The 25,058-nt window shown below is 55.6% G+C and carries 22 protein-coding genes and 2 tRNA genes; 10 read left to right on the forward strand and 14 right to left on the reverse strand.

Annotation, left to right across the window (positions count from 1 at the left end; all coding sequences use genetic code 11):
- Position 1: 1 nt before the first annotated feature.
- On the reverse strand, positions 2-1,321 hold the full coding sequence (locus tag GOX61_RS01110) for an ATP-binding protein (RefSeq protein WP_155147113.1): 1,320 nt from the start codon (positions 1,319-1,321) through the stop codon (positions 2-4).
- Between the two features lie 44 nt (positions 1,322-1,365).
- On the opposite strand from GOX61_RS01110, the gene GOX61_RS01115 reads away from it, so the two are divergent.
- The gene (locus GOX61_RS01115) at positions 1,366-2,280 is read left to right on the forward strand and encodes an MBL fold metallo-hydrolase (RefSeq protein ID WP_170330620.1); all 915 of its coding nucleotides are present in this window, start codon (positions 1,366-1,368) and stop codon (positions 2,278-2,280) included.
- 76 nt (positions 2,281-2,356) lie between these two features.
- Positions 2,357-2,431, forward strand: a tRNA-Asn gene (locus tag GOX61_RS01120).
- 150 nt (positions 2,432-2,581) lie between these two features.
- Here GOX61_RS01120 and GOX61_RS01125 read toward each other — a convergent pair.
- Complete coding sequence (locus tag GOX61_RS01125; RefSeq protein ID WP_170330623.1) at positions 2,582-3,472, reverse strand: class I SAM-dependent methyltransferase; 891 nt, start codon at positions 3,470-3,472, stop codon at positions 2,582-2,584.
- 283 nt (positions 3,473-3,755) lie between these two features.
- Between GOX61_RS01125 and GOX61_RS01130 the strand changes: the two genes are divergently transcribed.
- Positions 3,756-3,830 (forward strand) — tRNA-Asn (locus tag GOX61_RS01130).
- 19 nt (positions 3,831-3,849) lie between these two features.
- On the opposite strand, the gene GOX61_RS01135 is transcribed toward GOX61_RS01130, so the two are convergent.
- The 4 genes from GOX61_RS01135 to zwf form a co-directional block, all read right to left on the reverse strand.
- Positions 3,850-5,469, reverse strand: coding sequence for a long-chain-fatty-acid--CoA ligase (locus GOX61_RS01135; RefSeq protein ID WP_170330624.1), 1,620 nt, complete (start codon positions 5,467-5,469; stop codon positions 3,850-3,852).
- A 181-nt stretch (positions 5,470-5,650) separates the two neighbouring features.
- Positions 5,651-7,255: a glucose-6-phosphate isomerase gene (pgi, locus tag GOX61_RS01140; RefSeq protein WP_170330625.1), complete on the reverse strand. Its 1,605-nt coding sequence runs from the start codon at positions 7,253-7,255 to the stop codon at positions 5,651-5,653.
- 5 nt (positions 7,256-7,260) lie between these two features.
- Complete coding sequence (pgl, locus tag GOX61_RS01145) at positions 7,261-7,932, reverse strand: 6-phosphogluconolactonase (RefSeq protein ID WP_155147143.1); 672 nt, start codon at positions 7,930-7,932, stop codon at positions 7,261-7,263.
- Positions 7,929-9,383 carry a glucose-6-phosphate dehydrogenase gene (zwf, locus tag GOX61_RS01150; protein ID WP_170330626.1) on the reverse strand — a complete coding sequence of 485 codons (1,455 nt, stop codon included), beginning with the start codon at positions 9,381-9,383 and terminating at the stop codon, positions 7,929-7,931. Before zwf ends, pgl begins: the two co-directional genes overlap by 4 nt.
- Positions 9,384-9,543: 160 nt before the next feature.
- Here zwf and GOX61_RS01155 point away from each other — a divergent pair, with 160 nt between their 5' ends.
- The gene (locus tag GOX61_RS01155; protein ID WP_170330627.1) at positions 9,544-10,497 is read left to right on the forward strand and encodes a radical SAM protein; all 954 of its coding nucleotides are present in this window, start codon (positions 9,544-9,546) and stop codon (positions 10,495-10,497) included.
- A 3-nt stretch (positions 10,498-10,500) separates the two neighbouring features.
- Here GOX61_RS01155 and GOX61_RS01160 read toward each other — a convergent pair whose 3' ends face one another.
- Positions 10,501-10,770 carry an usg protein gene (locus GOX61_RS01160; RefSeq protein WP_155147246.1) on the reverse strand — a complete coding sequence of 90 codons (270 nt, stop codon included), beginning with the start codon at positions 10,768-10,770 and terminating at the stop codon, positions 10,501-10,503.
- Positions 10,771-10,963: 193 nt separating this feature from the next.
- Between GOX61_RS01160 and gyrA the strand changes: the two genes are divergently transcribed.
- Together gyrA and GOX61_RS01170 are read left to right on the forward strand one after the other, a co-directional pair.
- The gene (gene gyrA, locus GOX61_RS01165; RefSeq protein ID WP_170330628.1) at positions 10,964-13,693 is read left to right on the forward strand and encodes a DNA gyrase subunit A; all 2,730 of its coding nucleotides are present in this window, start codon (positions 10,964-10,966) and stop codon (positions 13,691-13,693) included.
- Positions 13,694-13,852: 159 nt separating this feature from the next.
- Positions 13,853-14,704, forward strand: a complete 852-nt coding sequence (locus tag GOX61_RS01170; protein WP_170330629.1) for a DUF4396 domain-containing protein — start codon at positions 13,853-13,855, stop codon at positions 14,702-14,704.
- 88 nt (positions 14,705-14,792) lie between these two features.
- Here GOX61_RS01170 and GOX61_RS01175 read toward each other — a convergent pair whose 3' ends face one another.
- The 3 genes from GOX61_RS01175 to GOX61_RS01185 are packed head-to-tail and all read right to left on the reverse strand — an operon-like array spanning position 14,793 to position 18,217.
- Positions 14,793-16,262 carry a carboxypeptidase M32 gene (locus GOX61_RS01175; protein WP_170330630.1) on the reverse strand — a complete coding sequence of 490 codons (1,470 nt, stop codon included), beginning with the start codon at positions 16,260-16,262 and terminating at the stop codon, positions 14,793-14,795.
- A 5-nt stretch (positions 16,263-16,267) separates the two neighbouring features.
- On the reverse strand, positions 16,268-17,413 hold the full coding sequence (gene ctaA / locus GOX61_RS01180; RefSeq protein WP_155147149.1) for a heme A synthase: 1,146 nt from the start codon (positions 17,411-17,413) through the stop codon (positions 16,268-16,270).
- Between the two features lie 60 nt (positions 17,414-17,473).
- Positions 17,474-18,217 carry an RNA methyltransferase gene (locus GOX61_RS01185; protein WP_155147151.1) on the reverse strand — a complete coding sequence of 248 codons (744 nt, stop codon included), beginning with the start codon at positions 18,215-18,217 and terminating at the stop codon, positions 17,474-17,476.
- Between the two features lie 152 nt (positions 18,218-18,369).
- Between GOX61_RS01185 and GOX61_RS01190 the strand changes: the two genes are divergently transcribed.
- On the forward strand, positions 18,370-18,990 hold the full coding sequence (locus tag GOX61_RS01190; protein ID WP_170330631.1) for a thiamine phosphate synthase: 621 nt from the start codon (positions 18,370-18,372) through the stop codon (positions 18,988-18,990).
- Here GOX61_RS01190 and GOX61_RS01195 read toward each other — a convergent pair.
- Positions 18,987-19,955 (reverse strand): HupE/UreJ family protein, encoded by a 969-nt coding sequence (locus GOX61_RS01195; RefSeq protein ID WP_170330633.1) that lies wholly within the window; start codon positions 19,953-19,955, stop codon positions 18,987-18,989. The genes GOX61_RS01190 and GOX61_RS01195 overlap by 4 nt on opposite strands.
- A gap of 313 nt (positions 19,956-20,268) precedes the next feature.
- Here GOX61_RS01195 and GOX61_RS01200 point away from each other — a divergent pair, with 313 nt between their 5' ends.
- The 3 genes from GOX61_RS01200 (at position 20,269) to GOX61_RS01210 (ending at position 22,824) form a co-directional block, all read left to right on the forward strand.
- Complete coding sequence (locus GOX61_RS01200) at positions 20,269-21,162, forward strand: PfkB family carbohydrate kinase (protein ID WP_170330635.1); 894 nt, start codon at positions 20,269-20,271, stop codon at positions 21,160-21,162.
- On the forward strand, positions 21,159-22,073 hold the full coding sequence (locus GOX61_RS01205) for a pseudouridine-5'-phosphate glycosidase (RefSeq protein WP_170330637.1): 915 nt from the start codon (positions 21,159-21,161) through the stop codon (positions 22,071-22,073). Before GOX61_RS01200 ends, GOX61_RS01205 begins: the two co-directional genes overlap by 4 nt.
- Before the next feature lie 73 nt (positions 22,074-22,146).
- Entirely contained in the window at positions 22,147-22,824 is a 678-nt protein-coding gene (locus tag GOX61_RS01210) for a DUF502 domain-containing protein (RefSeq protein WP_170330638.1), read from the forward strand.
- On the opposite strand, the gene GOX61_RS01215 is transcribed toward GOX61_RS01210, so the two are convergent.
- Genes GOX61_RS01215 through GOX61_RS01225 form a run of 3 tightly spaced genes read right to left on the reverse strand, consistent with a single transcriptional unit; the run spans position 22,825 to position 24,985 of the window.
- Complete coding sequence (locus GOX61_RS01215) at positions 22,825-23,853, reverse strand: patatin-like phospholipase family protein (protein ID WP_170330640.1); 1,029 nt, start codon at positions 23,851-23,853, stop codon at positions 22,825-22,827.
- Positions 23,854-23,862: 9 nt separating this feature from the next.
- Positions 23,863-24,174: a hypothetical protein gene (locus GOX61_RS01220; protein WP_170330642.1), complete on the reverse strand. Its 312-nt coding sequence runs from the start codon at positions 24,172-24,174 to the stop codon at positions 23,863-23,865.
- Between the two features lie 37 nt (positions 24,175-24,211).
- A complete protein-coding gene (locus tag GOX61_RS01225) occupies positions 24,212-24,985 on the reverse strand; it encodes a 3-hydroxybutyrate dehydrogenase (protein ID WP_170330644.1) in 774 nt (257 codons plus the stop codon).
- Positions 24,986-25,058 lie beyond the last annotated feature (73 nt).

The following is a 25,058-nucleotide window of genomic DNA, read 5'->3' on the forward strand; positions in this document are numbered from 1 at the left end:
ATCACCGCCCAATGATGATATCTGCACACAATCCGCCCATACGCTCGCTTTTTGCCAAGCGCAGCGTTCCGCCATGTGCACGGGCAATATCTGCAACGATTGCCAGCCCGAGCCCAACGCCGGTTCCCTGATTCTGATTCCGGGCCGGGTCAAGGCGTGAAAACGGTTTAACCGCCTCTGTACGCTGCTCAGGCGGGATACCGGGCCCATCGTCTTCCACACGGATTCGCAATGACTTTGGCGTCAGGGACAGGCTAACCTCTGCCCGGTTGCCGTAGCGCACCGCGTTTCCGATCAGATTCTCAAGAGCGCGACGAATCGAAACCGGGCGCAACATTGACAGCCCCTGCCCTTCGGTCGACACCAGTTCGACATCATAGCCCGCGCGGTTGGCATCACGCACGATCTGAGACACAAGCACTTCGGCATCGACTTCTTCGGGCTCACTCTCAGACGCCCCGCGTGAAAAATCCAGAAATGCATCCAGCAACGACTGCATCTCATTCACGTCTCGCAGCAACGGCGCGGCTTCCTCTTCGGGCATCATCGCCAGTCCCAGCTTTAGCCGCGTCAGTGGCGTTCGCAGATCGTGACTGACCCCGGAAAGCATCCGGGTACGCTGTTCGATTTGTCGTTCAATTCGCGCCCGCATATCCAGAAACGCGCTTCCGGCTGCCCTTACCTCGACTGCTCCGCTAGGTGAATAGGGAACGATCCGCCCACGCCCGAATGCTTGCGCCGCTTTGGCCAGCCGCGTGATCGGCCGAAGCTGGTTTCGCATATAGAGAAATGAGATCGAGGTCATCAGGATCGCAAAAAACAACATCGTAACGATCAACTGATGCGGAGCTGCAGGCGACAGCCTGCGTCGATCAAATGTCAGCTCTAAAACTCCGAGATGAGTCGCAATGAAAAGTTTGGCGTCCTGACTGTTGGGCAGAGCGACAGCTTGAATGCCCGGAACCAGTTCATCCAACTCCTTTTCGATCTGAGGCGCGATGAAATCGTACCAGCGACCATAACCACTAACCGGTTGCTCATTTGGATCAAGAAATTGAGCCCTCATTTGCAGGGCTGACAAATCGGGACGCGCCGCGGCGATTGCTTGCTGCTGACTTTCGGTTCCCCGCATCACATCAAGGATCAAGTTCACTTCACGTGAGGCGGTTCGCACCATCTGCCCGGTCACGTCCTCCAGATGTTTTTGCAGAAAGGCAATCGCGACGACCAGCAGGACGACGATCACTGGCAGAGCCAGAATCAGCGCGGCCCGGGCATACAGGCTGCGCGGCATATAGGGTTTGAGCCATCGTGCGGACATGCGCTAAACCTAGCGGGCTGCTCCGGCAAGAGGAAGAGTACAGAATGCAATTGCCCAATGATTTCAATCCGCCTCATGGTCTTGCAGTCGAATTGCAACCGGGTCTCAGACGTATTGTGGCGCCCAACCCGTCGCCGATGACATTTCGCGGTACAAATACCTACTTGTTAGGTGAACAGGACATCGCGGTCATTGATCCCGGCCCACTCGATGACGCGCACATGGACGCGATTCTCGACGCGTTGCAGCCGGGGCAAAAGATCAGCCATATCCTTGTGACCCACAGCCATCTGGACCATTCACCACTTGCAGCCCCGCTGGCTGCTCGTACCGGCGCTCCGGTTCTGGCTTTCGGCGGGCCACAAGCAGGTCGTAGCGAAGTCATGACGATGCTGGCCAAACAAGGTCTCGCCGGAGGTGGCGAAGGTATTGATACGGATTTTCGGCCCGATATTGAGCTTGCTGATGGAGAAACCGTTGAAGGCAGCGATTGGAGTCTGGAGGTGATTCACACACCGGGCCATCTGGGTAACCACATCGCGTTAGCTTGGGGTGACACCTGCTTTACCGCCGATCACGTCATGGGATGGGCAAGTTCTCTGGTTTCACCTCCTGATGGAGATCTGACAGATTTCATGAATGCCTGTCACAGGCTGCGTGCACGAAAATGGTCGGTTTTCCACGCCGGCCACGGAGCTCCTATCTCCGACACTTCCGGTCGGTTGGATTGGTTGATTCAACACCGGCTTGGTCGTGAAGCACAAATTCTGGAAGCCTTGGGGCAGGCTCAGGGAACTGCACGACAACTGGCCGAGCGGATCTATACCGACACGCCTGCTGCACTACTTCCTGCAGCCGAACGAAATGTATTTGCCCATCTCGTTGATTTGACAGGCAGATCTTTGGTGAGCCCAATTGGAACACTGGCCTCTGACGCGGTTTTCAAACGACTGGCGTGAAGTGGACAAAAAATTTTCAAATCTGCGCGCTTCCCCTCTGGACGCCGAAAATTCGGGTTGTTATACGCCCCTCAGTTCCGGCGTAGCTCAGCGGTAGAGCAGTTGACTGTTAATCAATTGGTCGTAGGTTCGATCCCTACCGCCGGAGCCAATTTATGCATATGAAAACACCTTAGTGTTAGCAGCGGTATATCCTGCAAACCGGGTGCCTCTAAATTGGGGAACCGTGCTCTGTTTTAGGGCTCAACTTATGTCGGGTCACCGCCTACGAGTACATCCGTTGCGTGCCCGCGCATCAAGATCAGATCGCGCGTAACATAACGTAGCGTTGGTATGGATCTTTCAGAGAGCGGTCGACCGAAACCACTTCCCACCCAGACACATTGTTGGCAAGCCATTCCATCGAAATCGATGTGTCGCCATAATTCGGACTCGCCACCTGGTCAGTACAATAATAGGCAAAGCCATTTTCGCGATGATCCTTAATGCACTGCTTCATTTTCTTCGGATCAGAGGTGAGATGGGTATGTCCTGCCATTGCAACGTCCCAGAATTCGATCGGTCGCAAAGTAAGCATGAACAAGGCGTCATCTGCAGCAACGGCACGTAGCGCATTCAAACATGCGTGGGTGCTTGATTCGCTGAGATGGGTAAATACTGAAAATGCGAAAATGAACTCAAACGGTCCATCAAACGGAAGGTCTTCGGGGACTGCCTCCGAAAGCTTAACCCTGTCGCCAAAGCCCGCAGCCTGGCATTGCTCGATAGACTTATCCCACGGATCCACACCATAGACTTCGTCTGAGAAGTAGGAAAACAACCTGAGAAATCGACCGTATCCGCAGCCAAAATCCAGAATCTTCTGGCCCGCCAAGCCTCGGTTCTGCGCGCTCGCATAGCTTGCGGCACAGGCTCGCACGAAACTCAGACTTTGCTCCAGCAAACGAAAGCCGGATGCACCGGTCCATAAGTTCTGAACATCTTCGGTTGCCATCTTCGGCAGGGCCTCAGAGAGTTTTGGAAATTTCTGATCCGGCATGGCCCAGAGAATTGCCCCAAAATCCTCAAGTCCAAGAGGTCTGATGGCGTCGAAAGCAGCAGGAAGTGAACTCAGATCCTCCGAGTTCTCAACGTATTGCATATGAGTAGACAAATGTTCAAATGACGAATGTATCTGCATGTCTTCTTTCATTCTTGCTAATTTGGGCTTGATAAATGAAGGTTTAATGGACCGCAGTTTCCGGACTTGCTTTTGGAAATGATATCGTGGTCGAAAGCTTGATGACCCGGAAACAGTATGCCGAGATACTGCGAACACTCCTTTGTTTAGTGCCGAGGGGTTCGATTCTCAGCCAATTGCATTCCGAACGTATCGCAGTCTATTCGCAGCACCAAACATCCGAGAAATTTTCACTCAAAAAACTCGATCCCCCTCTGGACGTGTCAGATCCAGATTGCTATACGGCGCGAACCGTTCCGGCGTAGCTCAGCGGTAGAGCAGTTGACTGTTAATCAATTGGTCGTAGGTTCGATCCCTACCGCCGGAGCCATTCTTCCATATCTCACAGATCAGGGTGTCAGAGCATCCGCAAAATCTGCCCGCAGGGTGCGTTTCAGCACCTTCCCCGTTGCGTTCAAAGGCAAGGCATCCACAAAAACCACCTTGTCCGGAACCTGCCATTTGGCAATCTTTCCATCAAAGAATTCAAGCAGTTCCTCTGATGTTGGGTCTTCCCCATCGGCTTTGACTGCAACCAACAAAGGCCGCTCATCCCATTTTGGATGCGGCACCCCGATGACTGCAGCGGTGGCAAGTTTGGGATGCGCCACGGCAATGTTCTCAAGCTCTACCGAGCTGATCCATTCGCCCCCGGATTTGATGATGTCCTTTGAACGATCTCGGATCGTCATGAAACCATCCGAATCCAGCGTCGCCACATCCCCGGTTGCAAACCAGCCGTCCTTCAGCAGACTCTGATCTTGCAAATGGAAATAGCTGTCCAGCACCCAATGCCCGCGCACCATCAGGTCGCCCTGCGTGACACCGTCATTGGGCAGGTCATTCCCGTCATCGTCCACAATCTTCAATTCAACACCAAACGGGGGGCGTCCCTGATTCTCGCGCAGCCGATGCTGTTCTTCCAACGGAAGATCCCGATGCTTGGCCAAAGGATAGTTTGTTGTACCCAGAGGGCTCATCTCGCTCATGCCCCAGGCATGCACGGTATCAACGCTATAGGTCTCGCGGAATGTTTCAATCATCGAAGGCGGGCAAGCCGCACCGCCAATCACCGTACGCTCCAGACTGGCCAGTTTCGCTCCGGATGTGGCGGCATGAGCCAGCAGGCCCTGCCAGATCGTCGGAACACCCATCGCGAGCGTCACACCGTAGGTGTCGATCAGATTGACCAATGCCTCACCGTTCAGTCCGGGACCGGGAAGAACCATTCGCGAGCCAGACATGGCGCAGCCATAAGGTGACCCCCATGCGTTGACATGGAACATCGGAACAACCGGCATAACGACATCCATCGCCGAATACCCAATCACGTCTCGTGTATTCGAGGCAAAGCTGTGCAGAACCGTGGACCGATGCGAGTACAAGACACCCTTTGGATGCCCTGTTGTGCCCGAAGTGTAACAAAGGCTGGACGCGGTGTTTTCATCAAAGCTGGGCCAAACGAAATCCACATCCCCCGTCTCGATTAGTTCATCATAGAACTGAAGTCCGGGAATTTGCGCAAGCGCCGCTTCGTTGCGCGGTCCCATCAGAACGAAGTGGCGAACCTCGGTAAGCTGATCCGCAATTCCTGCTACCAGCGGAATGAACGTCTCATCAAAGAACAAAACCCGGTCTTCGGCGTGGTTGATGATGTAAACCAATTGCTCAGGGAACAAGCGCGGGTTGATCGTATGACAAACAAAACCGGCGCCTGAAGTGGCAAAGTAAATCTCCAGATGCCGGCGATTGTTCCATGCTAACGTTCCCACCCTGTCCTGAGGCTCCAGGCCCAGCTTGCCGAGCGCTGACGCCATCCGGCGCGCATTTACAGCGATGGTTGCCCAGTTGGTTTGCGTGATGGCCCCATCTGTTTCGACCGAGATAATTTCAGTCTGGCCGTGATATCGTTCGGCATGATCCACCAATGACGAAATCAACATGGGTTGCGTCATCATCTGTCCCAGCATGGGCATCCTCCCTTTGTCAGCACAGCCCCAGACAGGCAGCACCAGTTTATGCCCTAGACCCACCGCCAAAGGGCGCAGTCTTAACAGGCGTCTCCCACGGACAAGCCTGCCAAGCATTTAATTGTCTGACAATAAGAGAATGCAGCTTGCCGCAAAGGCAAGTTGCAACATTTTGTGGAATTCAACCCCGATGACGCAATGCGTAATCGATCAGGGCAGCCGTCGAACCATCCTTGTCTGCTGCGCTTTCTTCGCCATCTACAATCGGCCCCAGAGACGTCGCCAACTCTTTGCCCAGTTCGACACCCCATTGATCGAATGAGTTGATGCCCAGCAAGACACCTTCGACAAACACCCGATGTTCATAGAGTGCAATAATCTGTCCCAGAACAAACGGTGTGAGTTTTGGATAGATCAACGTGGTTGAAGGTCGGTTGCCCGGGAATACGCGGTGCCGTGCCTGCCGCTCCAACTCGTCACCTTGCAGGCCCTTCTCAGCCATCCGAGCACGCGCTTCATCCAGCGATCGACCACACATCAGGGCCTCGGATTGTGCCAGGCAGTTGGCCAGCAGAAGACGATGGTGGTGGGCCAGTTCGGGTTCGTGCCCTTCGGCTGCCACCATGAACTCGCACGGCACGATGTCTGTTCCCTGATGGATCAGCTGATAAAACGCGTGCTGCCCGTTTGTGCCAGGCTCACCCCATACCACCGGACCTGAAGGCACTGTCAGGTCAGAACCATCCATCGTCACAGACTTGCCGTTCGATTCCATTTCCAATTGCTGGAAATAAGCAGGTAAGCGCAGCAATCGTTGGTCATAAGGCAATACTGCGCGGCTTGCGTGCCCCTGAACCTGACGATGCCATATTCCAGCCAGCGCCAGCATAACCGGCATGTTTTCAATCCAGTCGGCCGAACGAAAGTGCAGATCCATCGCCTGACCGCCACGCAGGAACGCATCAAAGGCGTTCGAACCAACCGCGATCATCACAGGTAAACCAACCGGACCCCAGACCGAGTACCTACCCCCAACCCAGTCGGCGAAGCCAAACACACGGTCTTCCGGAATGCCAAAGGCATGAGTTTTGTCCAGCGCGCTTGATACCGCTGCAAACTGCTTTGCAGGATCGCCGCCACCATCCTGCATCCAGGCGCGCGCCGTGCGGGCATTGGTCATGGTCTCGATGGTTGTGAACGTCTTGGACGCGACGATGATCAACGTCCGCTTTGGATCAAGCTGGCGCAACGTGTCGGCGATATGCGCGCCGTCTACGTTCGACACATAATGCAGCCGCGGACCATCGTGATAGGGTGCAAGCGCATGGGTCGCCATGACCGGCCCCAAATCAGATCCACCGATCCCGATATTGACCACGTCGATGAAACTGCCCCCTTCCCCTTTGATTGCACCTCCACGCACCTCTTCGGCGAAGACGCGCATTCGTTGCAACGTATTCAACACGCCCGGCATGACGTCCTGACCATCAACTTCGATCGGATCGCCATCAAGATTGCGTAGAGCAGTGTGCAGTACGGCGCGGTTTTCGGTCTCGTTAATTTTGACCCCGGTAAACATCGCCTCGCGGCGCGCTGCTAATCCAGCCGCATCGCAAAGATCGATCAATGCAGATCGCACATCCTGATCAATCTGCGTCTTTGAGTAATCGAACAGCAAATCCCCTGTGGACGCAGAAAACTTCTGAGCCCGATCCGGATCAGCCGCAAACAGCTCAAGAATGCGTTGATCAGTGGCCGCAAGAGATTTGAGTTTGTCTAGCTGCACGCGCCTTACTCCGCCCAATGTACGGTCATGCCGCTCAGGACGGCTGCTATGGGCGCTTCCTCGGGCGGCAAGGACATGGCCCGATCCAGCGCATCACGTTTCGCAGCGCCATATATGATCAGGTGCTTAGAAAGCGCGCCATCCAGAACCGGAGCCGTAAGCGTAATGCGCGCTTCGGGCTGTGTTTCGGTCCGCGCCACAGCAAGCGTCGGAGCATGGCTGTCCAGCGCCGCAGCCAACCCATCCATTCCAGGGAACAGTGAGGCCGTGTGCATGTCTTCACCCATCCCCAGAACAAGAACCGACAGCGGCAGTACCGGCGCAATCAGTGACTCGATCTGAGGCATTGCCTCTTCGGGGTCCTTCCCAGCCACATAAAGCGGCACATACTCCGCAACCGAGGCACGGCTGGTCAACAAACGCTCGCGGATCAGACGCTCATTCGATCGTTCGTGATTGCCCGGCACGCACCGTTCGTCGGTTGGCAGAACACGTACCCGATCCCATTCGAGATCAGCCGCACACAGACTGTCAAACACCGGACCGGGTGTAGTGCCACCGGGAACAGCAAAGGCTACCTTATCGTGATGCAGCAACGCTGACTCCAGATCTCCTGCCAGTTCGTTCGCCACGTCGATGGCCAGCATGTCCCGGTCGGCATATTCCTGAATATTCATGGCTTGATCCCTTGCCAGTGGCGACCGTCGCGTTTCATCAGCAGCTCGGCGTCGCCGGGTCCGGTGCTACCGCTTTCATATGGTTTCGGCACATCGCCGCGCGCCTGCCATCCCGCGATGATCGGGTCGGTCCACGCCCACGCGGCCTCAACTTCATCACCCCGCATAAAGAGGGTCTGATTACCTCGGATTACATCCATCACCAGCCGTTCATAGGCGTCCGGCGGATTGTGGTTCTCTGGCCCTAGGGCTTCGGCGAAACTCATGTCCAGCGGAACATCGACCAGTCGCATGCCACCCTGTCCCGGCTCTTTGATCGTCACTTTCAGGGTGATGCCCTCGTTAGGTTGCAGGCGGATGGACAATGTATTGGCGTGCCGCCCAGCCTCTTCCCCAAAGATAGAATGCGGTGCGTCCTTGAACATAACATTGATCACCGAAGACCGTGCAACAAGCCGCTTTCCGGTTCGCAAATAGAACGGCGTACCAGCCCACCGCCAGTTGCTGACATGCGCTCGCAGGGCAATATAGCTTTCGGTGGTTGAACGCGGGTTGCCTACCACATCCCGATATCCCGGCCCATCCGGCCCCGTTGTGAATTGCCCCCTGACAATGTGGTGCGGTTTGACCGGATCGAGGGCGCGAATGACTTTCAGTTTCTCATCACGCACCGCGTCCGGATCAAATTTCGCCGGTGGTTCCATGGCGATCAGGCACAACAGCTGCATCAGGTGGTTCTGCACCATGTCGCGCATGGCACCTGCCCGCTCATAGTATTCTTCGCGGCCATCGATCCCGACGGTTTCTGCGACGGTGATCTGAATATGGTCGACATACTGGCTGTTCCACAGCGGCTCGAACAACATATTGCCAAACCGAACGGCCATTAGGTTCTGAACCGTCTCTTTTCCAAGATAATGGTCAATCCGGTAGATTTGACCTTCACTAAAGTGCGCAGCCAGAGTTTCGTTCAACTCGCGTGCACTTCCCAGATCGTGACCGAATGGCTTCTCAACCACGATACGCGTGCGTGCCGATGCCATACCATTAGATTTTATGCGTTCGGCCAACGGCCCGAACAAACGTGGCCCCACCGAGAAATAGAATGCCCGAATGCGATCCTCAGCCAGCTTTCCGGCAAGTTGCGCCCAGCCCTCAACTGACAACGCGTCCAAAGGCACATAGTCAACGCGTCTCAGGAATCCATTCAGTTGTTCCGGATTCTCTGCCTGTCGCGACGCATGAGCCTTTAGCGAATCGGAAACCATTGATCGGAATTCAGACTGATCATGCTGTCCGCGCGCTGCGCCAATGATTTGCACCTCTTCGGGCCATTGGCCAGCACAATACCTGCGAAACAGCGCCGGCAGGATCTTGCGTTGCGCCAGATCGCCGGTCCCGCCGAATATGACCAGATCAAAGGGGTCAACCGGTATGACGCGAGAAACCATGTGTTGTCCTTACCTTGCAACCAGAAGCATGTCCAATGTTAGCGCCACCATTCCAAAGGTTTTCCTTCATCAAAACTCTGTCAGATCACTTTCATGCGCCTTAACTATCCCCAGGCAACAAGCTACATCAGGCAGATACAGCCAACGAACCGGAAGCGGAATGAAAGACAACGCCCCACAGATCGCCAATATCGGCAAGTTTCAGAACAAATTGGTGACAGCGGACGGCCAGACTCGCGCTTCGGTCGAATTCAGCAATCCTGAAACGCTATGGTTCAATACCGGCACCTTGTGCAACATCGAATGTGTGAACTGCTACATCGCAAGCAGCCCAACCAACGATGCGCTGGTCTACATTACTGCGGCTGAAGTGTCAGACTATCTGGATCAGATAGAAGAGCGTGAATGGCCCATTCGCGAAATCGGTTTTACCGGTGGCGAGCCATTCATGAATCCGGAAATGATCGAAATGACCCGCGCAGCATTAAATCGCGGCTATGAAGTGCTGATCCTTACCAATGCTATGCAACCCATGATGCGCCGCAAGATGCGTGAAGGGTTGCTGGAACTGCAAAAAGAGTTTGGTGACAAACTCACCCTGCGCATCTCAGTCGATCACTATAAACCCGAGCTTCATGACGAAGAACGCGGCAAAGGCAGTTTTGCAAAGACCGTTGCGGGTATGGAGTGGCTGCGTGACAACGGGTTCAAAATGGCGATCGCCGGGCGCACGGTCTGGGGTGAAAGCGACGCTGAAAGCCGCGCTGGATATGGGGCATTTTTCGACCAAAACAGATTTGATATCGACGCACAGAACCCAGGGATGACGGTTCTTTTCCCCGAGATGGACGAAAGCGTTGAAGTACCCGAAATTACGACCGCCTGCTGGGGAATTCTGGATAAATCCCCGAATGCCGTTATGTGTGCCAGCGCCAGAATGATCGTGAAACGCAAAGGCGCCGAGAAGCCAGCCGTTCTGGCGTGTACCCTGCTGCCCTATTCACCTGAGTTTGAAATGGGACATACGCTTGCCGAGGCAGAGGCTGACGTTCATCTGAACCATCCACATTGCGCCAAATTCTGTGTACTTGGCGGTGCCAGCTGTTCGGGCTGAGGATCAGTTCACCCTGAACTCACCCACCATGTTACGCCATTCTCCCGGCGCGATCATCTTGCGATGCGTAAACCGGACCGAGTGTAACGGCCCATCGATTTCTCTTTGCCAGAAATCAATGAAATCGAACAGTTTCGGATGATCGGGCGCCAGGTCGTATTCCTGCCAGATGAACGTGTTCAGAACGTGTATGTAGTCGGGCATGTGATAGTAGAATTCTGCCGTCGTCAGCCCGTACCCCTTAAGCATTAACTCTGTTTCGCTTTGCTCCATGCAGACCTCCAATTTCATGCAAGGTCTCTTCATGGTAGCACGAAAACCCCCTAACCCTTAGTTAACAATATGTTACTCAGGCGTTACGGTTGTTTTTCGCATGCAAAATCGTTGCTTGCTTGCACCTTATGTGCTGGGTCTGATAAGGTACATCCACAAGATATAGACCCTGCACAAAGAACGGGCAGTTTACGTGAGCGATACGCCAGAAATTCCTGAAAACATGGATGAAACCCCACCGGAGCGCCCTGTTTACGACGGTCCGACGGTCTCAATCGAATCCGAGATGCGCACTTCGTATCTCGATTACGCGATGTCGGTCATCGTGTCCCGCGCGATCCCTGATCTGCGCGACGGGCTGAAACCTGTACACCGCCGCATCCTCTATGCGATGCACGAAACGGGAAATACGCACGACAAGGCCTATCGCAAATCGGCCCGTCCGGTTGGCGATGTGATGGGTAAATATCACCCGCACGGCGACAGCGCGATCTATGATGCGCTGGTCCGGATGGCGCAGGACTTCTCGATGTCGCTGCCGCTGCTGGACGGTCAGGGCAACTTTGGCTCGATGGACGGCGATAACCCGGCGGCCATGCGTTATACCGAAGTTCGCATGGACAAACCCGCTGCGTCTCTGCTGGCCGATATTGAAAAAGAAACGGTCGATTTTCAGGACAACTACGACGGCAAGGACAAAGAGCCGACGGTCCTGCCCGCCCGTTTCCCGAACATGCTGGTCAATGGCGCCGGTGGTATCGCCGTGGGTATGGCGACGAACATCCCGCCGCACAATCTGGGCGAAGTGGTCGACGCGACCTTGGCACTTATCGACGACCCGGATCTGACATCCGAGCAGTTGATCGAATACGTCCCCGGCCCCGACTTCCCGACCGGCGGTGTCATGCTGGGTCGTTCTGGCGCGCGCAAAGCCTATCTGGAAGGCCGTGGCAGTGTCATCATTCGCGCCAAGACCCGCGTGGAAGAGCTGCGCAAAGATCGCTATGCCATCGTCGTGGATGAGATCCCCTATCAGGTGAACAAAGCTTCGATGATCGAAAAGATCGCAGAAGCTGTGCGTGAGAAGCGTATCGAAGGCGTCAGCCATGTGCAGGACGAATCCGACCGCAATGGCGTACGAGTTGTTGTGGAACTGAAGCGTGACGCGACACCCGAAGTGGTTCTGAACCAGCTTTATCGTTTCTCGCCGATGCAAACCTCGTTTGGCTGCAACATGCTGGCTCTGAACGGTGGTCGACCTGAACAACTGACTCTGCGTCGGTTCCTGACCAGCTTCATTGATTTCCGTGAAGATGTTGTCGCCCGCCGCACTGCCTATGACCTGCGCAAGGCGCGGGAACGCAGCCATATCCTGTGTGGTCTGGCTGTGGCCGTATCCAACGTTGATGAAGTCGTCGCGACGATCCGCTCGTCTGCCGACGCCGCCGAAGCGCGCGAAAAGCTGATGACTCGTCGTTGGCCTGCAGCAGAGATCGAAAGCTATCTGCGTCTGATCGACGATCCTCTGTCCAAGATGAACGACGACGGCACCTATAACCTGACGGAGGTTCAGGCCCGTGCAATCCTGGATCTTCGCCTGCAACGACTGACCCAACTGGGCGTCAAAGAGGTCACGGACGAGCTTGAAGAACTGGCCGCCAAAATCAAGGAATACCTTGATATTCTGTCCTCGCGCGAGCGGATCATGTCGATCATCGGAGATGAGCTGCGCAGTGTACGCGATCAATTTGCGGTGCCGCGTCGCACCCAAATCGTCGACTGGTCCGGCGACATGGAAGACGAAGACCTGATCGAACGCGAAGATATGGTCGTGACCGTCACCTCGGGCGGTTACATCAAGCGTACACCGCTGGCTGACTTCCGCGCCCAGAAGCGCGGTGGCAAGGGCTTGTCAGGGATGCAGACCAAGGAAGAGGACGTGGTTACCACTCTCTTCGTGGCAAACACTCATACGCAGCTTTTGTTCTTCACCACCGACGGAATGGTCTACAAGCTCAAGACCTGGCGCCTGCCTCAATCGGGACGCACCGGTAAAGGCAAGGCGATCGTCAATATCCTGCCCATCCCGACAGGCGTTTCCATCGCTGCGATCATGCCGGTGGATGTCCCTGATGAAGAATGGGAGAACCTGCAGATCGTCTTCGCAACCAGCGCAGGCGACGTACGCCGCAATGCGCTGAGCGACTTCACCAACGTCAAACGTAACGGCAAGATCGCTATGGACCTGCCGGAAGACGTGGAACTGGTAAACGCGCGCATCTGTTCGGAAGACGATGACGTGATGCTGGTCACCAACTCAGGCCGCGCAATCCGTTTCCAGACGACGGATGTCCGCGTCTTCAAGGGCCGTAAATCCACCGGGGTACGTGGTATCAAGCTGTCTAACGGCGACAGGGTCGTATCGATGTCGGTGATCCGCCATTTTGACGCAACCTCTGACGAACGCGCTGCATATCTGAAGATGCGCCGCGCGGTCGCCGGCCTGACCGACGACGCCGAAGCTTCGGACGAAGAGGTCAACGATATGGCCACGATCAGTCAGGAACGCTATGCGGAAATGTCTGCGGCCGAAAACCTCATCCTGACCATCACCGCTGGCGGTTCCGGCAAGCTCAGCTCGTCTCATGACTACCCGGTTCGTGGCCGCGGTGGCATGGGGGTCGCTGCCATGGACAAAGCCATGCGAGGCGGTGAGCTTGTGGCGTCATTCCCTGTCGAAATTGACGATCAGATCATGCTGGCCACATCCAAAGGACAGTCGATCCGAGTGCCGGTCGAAGGCATTTCCTTCCGGTCGCGGTCGGCAGGTGGTGTTAAGGTGTTCAATACCGGCAAGGGCGAAGAGGTCGTCAGCGTTGCCTGGATCGCCGATCAAGGCGAAGAAGAGGCAGAAGTCGAATAGGTTCTTCTTCCCATTATTTCTGAAACCCGCAGTGCCTTCACTGCGGGTTTTTTTTGTTTCAGGACTCACTCAAAACAAAGAGCGACTGAACAGCATAGGATAACAAACAAGCCGTGCTAGTCTCAGGAGAATCTGGTCCTCATTGTCGGGAGTCCTCTGATGCTTGATGGTGCGATGCTTGTCTGGTTCTCGCTGACCGGCTTGAGTCTTTTATTCGTTTTATGGGATTCGATTTCAAACGGCGTCACCAGTTGGGTGCAGCGAGCTGCCTGGATACTCGTAACCTTGTACACAGGGCCGGTCGGATTGTTCTTTTACTTGCTGGCATGCCGCCGCCCATTTCCAGGCGGTCACGACGCGTTCACCAAAGCCACATGGAAACAAGGCATCAACAGCGAAATGCACTGTGTCGCCGGAGATGCGACAGGCATCATCGTAGCCGCTATTCTATTACATTTTTTTGCGCTCCCGAATGGCTGGGATATTCTTGTTGAATACAGTTTTGGATTTGTGTCTGGTCTTTTCATTTTTCAGGCGTTGATGATGCTGCCGATGTTCGGCAGCTACAGTCAGGCCGTTCGTAAAACAGTGTTCGCAGAGACCGTGTCGATGAATTTCGTTATGACCGGTATGATCCCGACAATGGTTGTTTTGGCATCGCTATGGCCTGGTTCCGAAGATCCACTAAATCCAAGTTTCTGGTTCAGAATGAGCCTTGCAACAGTGGTCGGTGCGGTGGTCGCATTTCCCATGAATTGGTGGCTGGTGGCAAATCACCTAAAGCATGGCTGCATGACCTTGCCCGGAGCAGATGGGCCAGCCCCGGCTTTGGGCCATCGATCGCCTGAGGATGCGATGAGCTCAACGCCTCATGGTGACATGAAAGGTCATAGCATGATGAAAATGCACTCACTTTCGACGGGTCAGATAATTGCATGGGTGATTGGAACCTACGCTCTTCTGATCGCATCCCTTTGGATAACCGCCCGGTATGTTCCGATCAGTTTCTAGTCGATGCCTGCTTACCTTACAGCCAGAAAGCACCTTTGGTTTCCAAAAGAGTGAAAGCAAAAGGCCGCCCCGAGGGCGGCCTTAGCGCTTACAGTCCGTAGATTTTTCCGAACTTGTCCTCGAGATAAGCCAACAATGGCTCGGGCCCTGGCTCGCCGCCGCTGGCACGTTTGATGACTTCACGGGGCGCATAAAGGCCTCCGTATTGCTGAACATTCTCGCGCAGCCATCCTGTAGCGCCAGAAGAGTCGCCCTTGGCCAGTTGTGCATCCAGATCCGGTACAGCGGCGCGCAGCGGCTGATACAGGCATCCGGCATAAACATTGCCCAGAGAGTAAGTCGGGAAGTATCCGAACAATCCTACTGACCAGTGAACATCCTGCAGGCAGCCGTTTGACGGCTTGTCCACCGCATAGCCGAAATCGGCGTTGAAACGATCATTCCATGCTGCCTCAAGATCACCGACAGACAAGTCGCCCCACATCAATGCCCGCTCAAGATCGAAACGGAGCATGATGTGCAGGTTGTACTGAACCTCATCCGCCTCGGTTCGGATGTAGCCGTTATGAACCCGGTTGACCGTTGCGTAGAACGCATCTGCATCTGCTATTCCAAAATCACCGAATACTTCGGTCATTTGCCCGAACAACCAGCCGGTAAATGCGCGTGAGCGGCCCAGCTGGTTCTCGTAAATCCGGCTTTGGCTTTCGTGCACACCCATCGAAACACCGCGACCGAGCGGTGTCAGCGCGTAGGCCGGGTTGATCCCTTGTTCATAGGCTGCGTGGCCAACCTCGTGAATGGTGGAGTAAAAACAGTTGAATGGATCGGTCGCGCTGGTCCGCGTGGTGATCCGTACATCCGACCCGCTGCCAGAACTGAACGGGTGCACGGCTTTATCAACGCGGCCCTTGTTCAGATCATAGCCGAACGCCACAGCCAGTTTCTGAGACAGACGCATCTGGTCCAGCTCATCAAATGTACCAGACAAGGCCTGAGGTTGGGGTTGGTCCAGGACAGCAGCACGTAACGCGACCAATCGAGGGCGCATTTGATCAAAAATCGCGGCGATCTGATCGCCCGTTGTATAAGGCTCATAATCTTCGACCATTGCGTCATAGATATTTCCGCCTTGCGCCAACGCGGCACCTTCCTCGCGCTTCAGTGCAACAACCTCTTCCAGAACTGGTAAAAAGGCTGCAACGTCTTCGTCGGCTCGCGCTTGTGCCCACTTTCCCTGCGCGGCGGAAGTCACGCGCGCAATAGCCTTCGCCAGATCAGCAGGAACTTTGATAGTACGCTCGTAAGAGCGGCGGATTTCCCGCAACTGGGCTTGTCCCGCCTCGCAACTGGTTTCTGCCTTGTCCAGCCAATCGGCGACGCGTGGGTCGGACCGCCGCGCGTGCAACACAGCCTCGATCGCCGCCATTTCTTCGGCACGTTGCGGGGCAGCTCCGCGTGGCATCACCGTCTCCTGGTCCCAGCCAAGCCGACCGGCAATCTGCCCAAGGGCCGAGGTTTCACGCTGATAAGCCATCAGATCGTCAAATGCAGTCATTTAAGTCATGCTCCACGAAGCGAGGTTGCAATAGGATAAGCGGTCAGGAAACGCGCCCGCAGGATCAGTGTCCAGACCACAACCGCTAGAAACTGGTGGAAAATGGCGATCTGCCACGGCGCGCCGTAAACGACCGTCAGAATGCCAATCACCACCTGTAGCGCTAGGGCCGCAAATGCTGCGTTGAACGCAAATCGGGTCTGCGGATGAGCACTGGTGCTGCCGCGACGCCAGACGACTATAGCAAAGGCAAACAACAGGTAACCCGCACAGCGGTGAATGAACTGCACCAGCCCGGGGCTCTCGAAGAAATTGCGCCACATCGGCTCCAACATCGCCGCATCCGGCGGGAGCAACTGCCCCCCGATCAACGGCCAGTCAGTGTATGAGCGACCGGCATCGATACCGGCGACCAAGGCCCCGATGAGTATCTGCAAAAAGGCAAAGTGCATCAGGCCGGTCGACAGGGAGAACAGTTTTTCCTCTTTCGCACGCCGGGCCTGCATCAGATCGCGTTCCTCGCGACCCAACATAAAGATGTACCACGCAAGATACCCAAGGATCACAAAGGCCAGTCCCAGATGGATCGCCAGCCGATAGCTGGCAACAGCGATCATGCCTTCACCTTGGGTCACGCCCGAGGCCACCATCCACCAACCAACAGCGCCCTGAACACCGCCCAGAATGCCAGGGACCAGCAATCGCCCGGTCCACCCGGCCGGAATCTTACGCGCCACAAGGAAACCAAAGAACCCGATGGCCCAGATCAGGCCAATCACACGCCCTAACTGACGGTGACCCCATTCCCACCAGTAGATGAATTTGAAATCATTCAGCTCCATCCACTGGTTCTGAATGCGCCACTGGTCGATCTGTTTGTACTTGTCGAACTCCGCCTGCCAGTCGGCCTCATTCATCGGAGGGATCGCACCGGTGATCGGGCGCCATTCAGTGATCGAAAGGCCACTATCGGTCAAACGGGTCAAGCCACCCACCGCGATCATTACGACTACCAGCGCAAACAGGATCATTAACCAGATCCGAATGGCTCTGCGGGCACCACCGCGTCCGCGGTCGATCATACCCGGTTGTACAGATTGTTGTTTTTCGTTGTCTGAGACTTCTTCGAAGATGCTGCGCTTACCGCTCATGCTGTCCTCATGTCCTGGATTTCATCGCAAGCTAGGGCCAAGGGGTGGCAAGGTCCAGCCTCAGCCCTTGTCCTTCCAGCGGACCATCTGACGCATGATCCCGTGCAGCATCTGCACATCCGCCCGCGTCATGCGCATCCGTGACCACAGATTTCGCAAATTGGTCTTCATGCCCTCGGCTTTTTCAGGAGGATAAAAGAAACCCGCCTCTTCCAACCGGTCCTCATAATGCTCAACCAGCTTCTCGACTTCGATCCCGGTGGCCCAGTCACCTTTGCCCAGATCAGTGGCCTCATGTACCACATCACCGGTCTGCCGCATCCACTCATAGGCAGTCAGCAATACACATTGCCCAAGATTAAGCGATGCATACTCCGGGTTTACCGGAACTGAGATGATCGCGTTCGCTTTAGCGATATCCTCATTCTCAAGCCCTGCCCGTTCCGGCCCGAAGAGAACCGAGACCTTCTCGCCTGCTGCAACCTTTTCAGCAGCGATCTGCATCGCACGTTCCGGACTATATACCGGCTTGGTCAGCCCGCGCTGACGCGCTGTTGTGGCAAAGACGAACGTGCTGTCAGCCAATGCTCCGGCAAGATCATCAAATAGCTGTGCTTCATCCAGCAGTCGCCCCGCGCCACTGGACATCGCAACAGCCTTGGGGTTCGGCCATCCGTCGCGGGGCGCCACGATCCGCATCCGGTCCAGCCCGAAATTCCACATCGCGCGCGCGGCTGCGCCGATGTTCTCACCCATCTGGGGGCGCACGAGCACAAATGAAGGCTGAGATCTGTCGCTTGGCATGGCTTTCTCCGAAAACTCCGCCTGCTCTAATCCTCGTACCGACGCAGGGCAAGGCTCTGCGACAAGCATTTAACCCTGCCAGAGGTATAAAAGTTTGCTTCCCCGTCGCAATCCGCTAAACCCCGCCAAAGACCAAAGCGAAGGATGCGCCAATGGACACCCCCGAGCAGCCGCAGATTTACCTGATTACCCCTCCGTCGATCGAGCTGAGCCGTTTTCCCGATCGGCTGGCCCGGGTTCTGGATGGGGCCGAGATTGCCTGCATCCGTATGGCGCTTGCCGGAAGCGACGAGGACGCCATTGCACGCGCGGCTGACGCCTGTCGCGAAGTGGCCCACGCGCGGGATGTGGCGCTGGTCATTTCTAACCATGTTCTGCTGACACAGCGTTTGGGTTTGGATGGGGTGCATCTGGATGACGCGGCCCGATCGGTACGTGCAGCGCGTAAGGAACTCGGCGCTGATGCAATTGTTGGCAGTTTTTGCGGTAACTCCAGCCATGATGGCATGACCGCTGGGGAAGCGGGTGCAGACTACGTCGCCTTTGGACCTGTTGGCAGCACATCACTGGGCGATGGGACCCTTGCCGAACGTGATCTGTTCCAGTGGTGGTCTGAAATGATCGAAGTGCCGGTTGTGGCCGAAGGTGGTCTGACCCCAGAGATCGTGCGCAGCCTGACACCCTGCACCGATTTCTTTGGCATCGGAGAAGAGATCTGGTCCGAAGACGATCCTCTCGCCGCGCTGAACACTCTGCTCGCCGCGATGGCTTAGATCGGCAGATAGGGCCCGAGGCTCCAATATACGCCGATCAACGCGATCATCATCGAGGCCAGGATGGAGATCCGGCCTCGGTAGCGATGTGATCCGCGCGAAAGTAGCAGCGTCACGAAATATGCGCCGATCATAATGGCCAGCATCGCAAGCAAGGCCCCAGACAAGTAACCCAGCAGCGCTGGTGGGACTCTGTCAGGTGGAATTCCAACTTTGGACAAGGAATCCGCCAGCGCGATCCCATGTGGTAACGCTGCGAGAAAAACGATAAATACGCGCAGAAAGCCCAGACGCCTTGCAAACAGGTTCCATGCTGCGACGACGACGATCGTAATCGGCAGGAGTTGCGAAGACGCCGCCTCGGAAACCCCAATCATCTGGTAGGTACCCAAGGTCGCTGCTGTCGTCACACCCAAGACCATAATCAAATATTGGATCAAAGCTGGCCGCGCCCTGACGGACAGAAACAGCATTGCCAGAACAAATATAATCTGTTCGGGCCCATGTGGCAGAACACGGCTGATCCCTTTTGGAAAATATGTCTCAAGTGTCTGTCTGGCATCCAGTCCGGCTCCACCTTGCAGTGGTATCAGCGGACTGGTCTCTCCCCCATCCAGATAACCGGTGTACGGAGCGTCAACACCCTGTTGTTTGAGCACCATTGGTCCGCTGTCAACGGGCCAGGTCAGACGCAGAGCACTTGCGCCTGATGGCAGTTCCCCGGTCAACAAAACCCGGGAGATTCGAACTACATCTGGATTACCCACGACAGGAATCCGCGAACCCTCATAGGATAACTCAATCGGCCCGTTAGCATCGACTTGCAGAGTTTCTTTCCACGAGTTGATGAACTCGTGCAGTTCAGATTCCAGTTCCGTCGATACCAAACGCCGAAGTTCTCTGTAGCGCGCAGACTGCAAAGCCTCAGACGGATCACCACCGACCAATGCGGCTTCGGCATTCATACTGATATCCAGAAACAACCTATCCCCATCAACGCGAAAATCGACAACCGTTGGGGAAGCAGGTTGCGCTGTGACTTGCTGTGACCAAGTAAGCAAAGCTGTAAAAAACAGTATGATAATCAGGCAGAAACGAAGAATAATTGTCAGATCGACAATGCTTCTCATGCGCAATGAACCATAAAAGAAACGAACTCAACTCTCATTACTGATGATTGTTGAACCGATTGCACTTGATGGCAAGCCCAAACGTGAATTCCTGTTGGCGGTAACGATCTGACTTGCACGTCCATCAGGCCTGCGGCATGACAGCGACATGACACAGACCAGTGAAATCCTTTGCATCGGTTCCGTCCTTTGGGATGTTATCGGCAGATCAGCCAGTCACATGCGGCAGGGATCGGACGTGCCCGGTCGCATAACGCGCCTTCCAGGCGGTGTTGCCATGAATATCGCGATGACTCTGGTTCGATTTGGCATGACCCCTACTCTCCTCACCGCAATCGGGCGCGATCCCGAAGGGGATGAGCTCGTGCATGCCTGCTCCCGCCTGGGAATGATCACAGACCACATCTACCGCTCTCAGGATTTGCCTACCGATCGCTATATGGCTGTCGAAGGTGCAAATGGCCTGATCGCGGCCATTGCGGATGCTCATTCTTTGGAGGCGGCCGGCGCCAAGATCCTGCGCCCCTTGATGCATGGGCCACTGGGGTATGAAAACACTCCATTTGAAGGTCTAATTGCCTTGGATGGCAACCTGACGCTGGACCTGTTGGAAGAGATCGCCCAAAGCCCGGCATTCGCCAAAGCTGACCTGCGCGTGGCACCTGCCTCTCCCGGCAAAGCAGAACGCCTTCTGCCGTTTTTGAAACATGCCCGTGCAACACTCTACGTGAACCTCGAAGAAGCCGGACTGCTGTGCCAACGCGAGTTTTCCGACTCTGAAAGTGCCGCCAATGGATTGCTGGAACGCGGCGCTCTTCGGGTACTGGTGACTGATGGCGGCAATTCAGCGACTGTCGGCTCAGCTTCGGGCGTCCTTACCCAAACACCCCCATCCGTTCTTGTTACGCGCGTAACAGGTGCGGGCGATACATTCATGGCAGCTCATATAGCTGCCGAAGCCACTGGCGCTGCCAGCGACGAGGCCCTGACCCGCGCTCTGCACGCTGCCGCAACTTACGTTTCCGGAGAAACCCCACTGTGATCGACATTCAATACTCTGCCGAGGTTCGCGCTGCAAAAGATGCGGGCAAACCAATCGTTGCGCTGGAAAGCACCATCATCACACACGGCATGCCCTACCCTCAGAACATCGAGGTTGCTGCGCAAGTCGAACAGGATATCCGCGACGCTGGTGCGGTTCCCGCCACCATGGCCGTGATCAAAGGCAAACTGCATGTTGGGCTGGAAGCGGACCAGCTGCAGGATCTGGGAAAGGCTCAGGGCGTTGCCAAAATTTCGCGCGCTGACATGGCCGCCTGCATCTCCTCAGGTGGAACCGGCGCCACCACGGTTGCCGCGACCATGATCGCTGCGCACTATGCCGGTATCGAGGTCTTTGCGACAGGTGGCATTGGTGGCGTTCATCAGGGCGCCGAAACTTCGTTCGACATATCAGCTGACCTGCATGAGCTTGCACAGACACCAGTCACCGTGGTGGCCGCGGGTGCCAAGGCAATCCTCGATCTGGCTAAGACTCTGGAAGTGCTGGAAACACTGGGCGTTCCCGTCATCGCCCACGGTCAGAACGAATTCCCCGCCTTCTGGTCTTCGAAATCACCCTATGCAGCCCCATTGCGCATGGATAGCGCTGATGAGATTGCCCGAGCGCATGCCACGCGCCGAGCGCTCGGCCTGCCAGGTGGACAGCTTATCGCCAACCCGATTCCGGCGGCAGATCAGATCCCGACCGAAGAGCTTGCCCCTATCATTGCCTCCGCACAGGCCGACGCCGACACACACCGGATTACGGGCAAGGCAGTTACGCCCTACCTGCTGCAGCGGATTTTTGAACAGACCGAGGGCCGCTCGCTGGTCGCGAACATCGCATTGGTGCGGAACAATGCGCGTCTGGCAGCAGGAATCGCCCGAGCTTTGGCAGAACAGGCCGAGTAGCTATCCGGGATTTAAGCTATTGTACCAACGCCCCGGACTACCTAACTAATTCCGCAAACCGCTCGGATCCGCAATGAACACACCGTTTGACGAAGAACCTCAACGCCGCCCCGGCCTGTTTTCCCGGCTTCGTGGGTCCTTTCTGACGGGTATCGTCGTCATCGCCCCGGTTTGGCTGACGGTCTGGCTGATCTGGTCGGTGGTCGGATGGATCGACAGCGCAGTGCTGCCGCTGGTTCCACAGCGTTTCCAGCCCGAGGAATATGTCGGGATCAACCTGCGTGGCGTTGGCGTCGTCATCTTCCTGATCTTCACCATCATCGTCGGCTGGATTGCCAAAGGCATTCTTGGCCGCTCGCTGATCCATTTTGCCGAAAGTCTGGTCGACCGTATGCCTGTCATTCGTTCGGTCTATTCGGGGATCAAACAGATTTCCGAAACGGTATTTGCACAGACTGAACGGTCTTTCGAAAAGGCCTGCCTCATCCAATATCCGCGCCGCGGTATCTGGGCGATCGGATTTGTCTCGACCACGGCGAAGGGCGAGGTCAGCGATCGCGCCGAGACCGGAGGCGAACTGCTGAGTGTGTTTGTACCAACAACGCCAAACCCCACATCCGGATTTCTACTATTTTTCCCGGCCGAGGACGTCATCCTTTTGGATATGTCTATCGAAGAGGCAGCAAAACTGGTGATTTCGGCCGGCCTTGTCTATCCGAATGACAAGGACCCAACACAGCCACCCGAGTAGTCAGCCGAACATTGCGGGCAGATCCACCGTACTGCGTTCGCCCAAATCTTCCTTATGCTCACTCAGAAAACGATCCGCAGCCTCGCGACCCGCTTTCTTGAGTTTGTGAAGGATGACCGGGTTTGGAACGGTTTTGGTGGCGACAGACAGGCTGTTCATCAACTCGTTATCCGCGATCATATGAACCAGTACCCGGCTCATCTCGCCCGCTTTAAGCTTGCCGTCCTTCAGCAGCCGTTGAACGAAGTTGATAGCTCGCAGTTCGCGGAACAATGAAGAGTTAAAGCTGATCTCGTTGATCCGGTTCTGGATTTGCTGCGGGGTTTTGGGCACTTCATCCCGCTCCAGCGGATTGATGTTCACAACGACGACATCATCGGGCAAATCGTCATTGAACAACGGATAAAGCGCCGGATTACCGGTATAGCCGCCGTCCCAATATGCTTCGGTGCGTCCAGTCTCAGGATCGAAAATCTCAACCGCTTGAAACAGGTTCGGCAGACAGGCAGACGCCAGGATCGCATCGGTCGAAACTTCATGGCCGGTGAAAACACGTATCTTGCCACTACGCACACAAGTGGCGCAAACGAACAATTGCGGGCCTTCGTCGGCGCAAATCTCATCAAAGTTGAAACGGTCAACCACCGAAGTCAGTGGATTCTGATAAAACGGCCCATAAGCATAGGGCGAAACCATTCGTGACCAGGTGTCTGCCACAGAAAACGGTAGCGAGTATTCCATGGCCTGAGCGATCTGTGCAGGCTCCATCCCGCCAATCCAGTTCGCGATGCGCATATCGCCCACTGCACCCATACGCTTCCACAGACCATTCAAACACTCCCGAGCCCCATCGCGGCCCGCATGGACCATCCCGGATTTGAAGGCCGCACCGTTCAGCGCCCCGGCTGAGGTGCCCGTGATGGCCGCAACCTCAAGATCTTCCTCGTCCAGCAGACGATCCAGCACGCCCCAGGTAAACGCGCCATGCGCGCCACCGCCTTGCAATGCCAGATTGATCCGTTTCACCATGCGACTTCCTCACTCGCTCTCGGTAGCAACTTCTAGTGCTTGGTCAAATTCGTCTCTCGAGATTTCAATGGTGTACCCACCATCCCATTCCTCTTCAAATTCATCCAGAGGCTCGAGCGCGATAGATAAATTTCCATAAAGGTATGAAGCGTTGACTTCTTGAATCTTCGGGAGCCTGTCCGACGCTTCAGAGACAGGGGAGTAGTAGCTAATGCAGTTCAACATTCGCCCGTCATCCGAAAACCGAAAGTACTGTAAGCACGGTGTATCTTGCGCTTTTGGTTCGACAAGTTTGAAGTAGCGATAAACGGTCTTCTCCATCTGCTTGCAAACCCTCTTTGTGATCAGACGGCAAGCGTCACAACGCCGTCCAGCCACCATCCACAGAAATCGTCGTACCGGTGATCTGTGCAGCGGCATCCGAACACAGGAAAACTGTCGTCCCGCCCAGCTGCTCGACGGTGGCAAACTCTTTCGATGGCTGCCGTTCCAACATGACGTTCTTGATCACGTCTTCGCGGCTCATGTCGTATTCCTTCATCGTGTCGGGAATCTGCGCCTCGACCAAAGGAGTCAGCACATAACCCGGGCAAATGGCATTGCAGGTGATCGGCTCCTGCGCTGTTTCAAGCGCAACGGTTTTGGTCATGCCGACCACGCCGTGCTTGGCGGCCACATATGCCGCTTTGAAAGGCGAAGCCGTCAGGCCATGCGCTGACGCGATATTCACGACACGCCCCCAGCCAGCTTTTCGCATCATCGGCAGGGCCGCTGCCATGGTGTGGAAAGTCGAGTTCATGTTGATCGCGATAATCGCATCCCATTTTTCGACAGGAAACTGATCGATTGGTGAGACGTGTTGAATACCTGCGTTGTTGACCAGAATATCGCAGGCGCCTGCTTTTTCGATCAGCGCTCGACACTCGTCTCCTTTGGACATATCGGCCTTGATGTATCGGGCGTTGGTTCCGGTTTCCTCGCCAATCTCAGCAGCCAACGCATGATCTTCGTCGCGGTCCGTGAATGAGTTCAGCACGACATCCGCTCCGGCCTTGGCCAGCTCCCGCGCGACACCCAAGCCAATGCCAGAGTTTGATCCGGTGATGATTGCTGTTTTTCCCGACAGGCTCATGAGGGCTCTCCAAATGACTCAGATTTGCCGACACAGTGCCATGCTGCACGTGCAAAGAAAACGGGGAAACATC

The organism is Ruegeria arenilitoris (genome assembly GCF_013030265.1).
Taxonomy (GTDB): Bacteria; Pseudomonadota; Alphaproteobacteria; order Rhodobacterales; family Rhodobacteraceae; genus Ruegeria; species Ruegeria arenilitoris_E.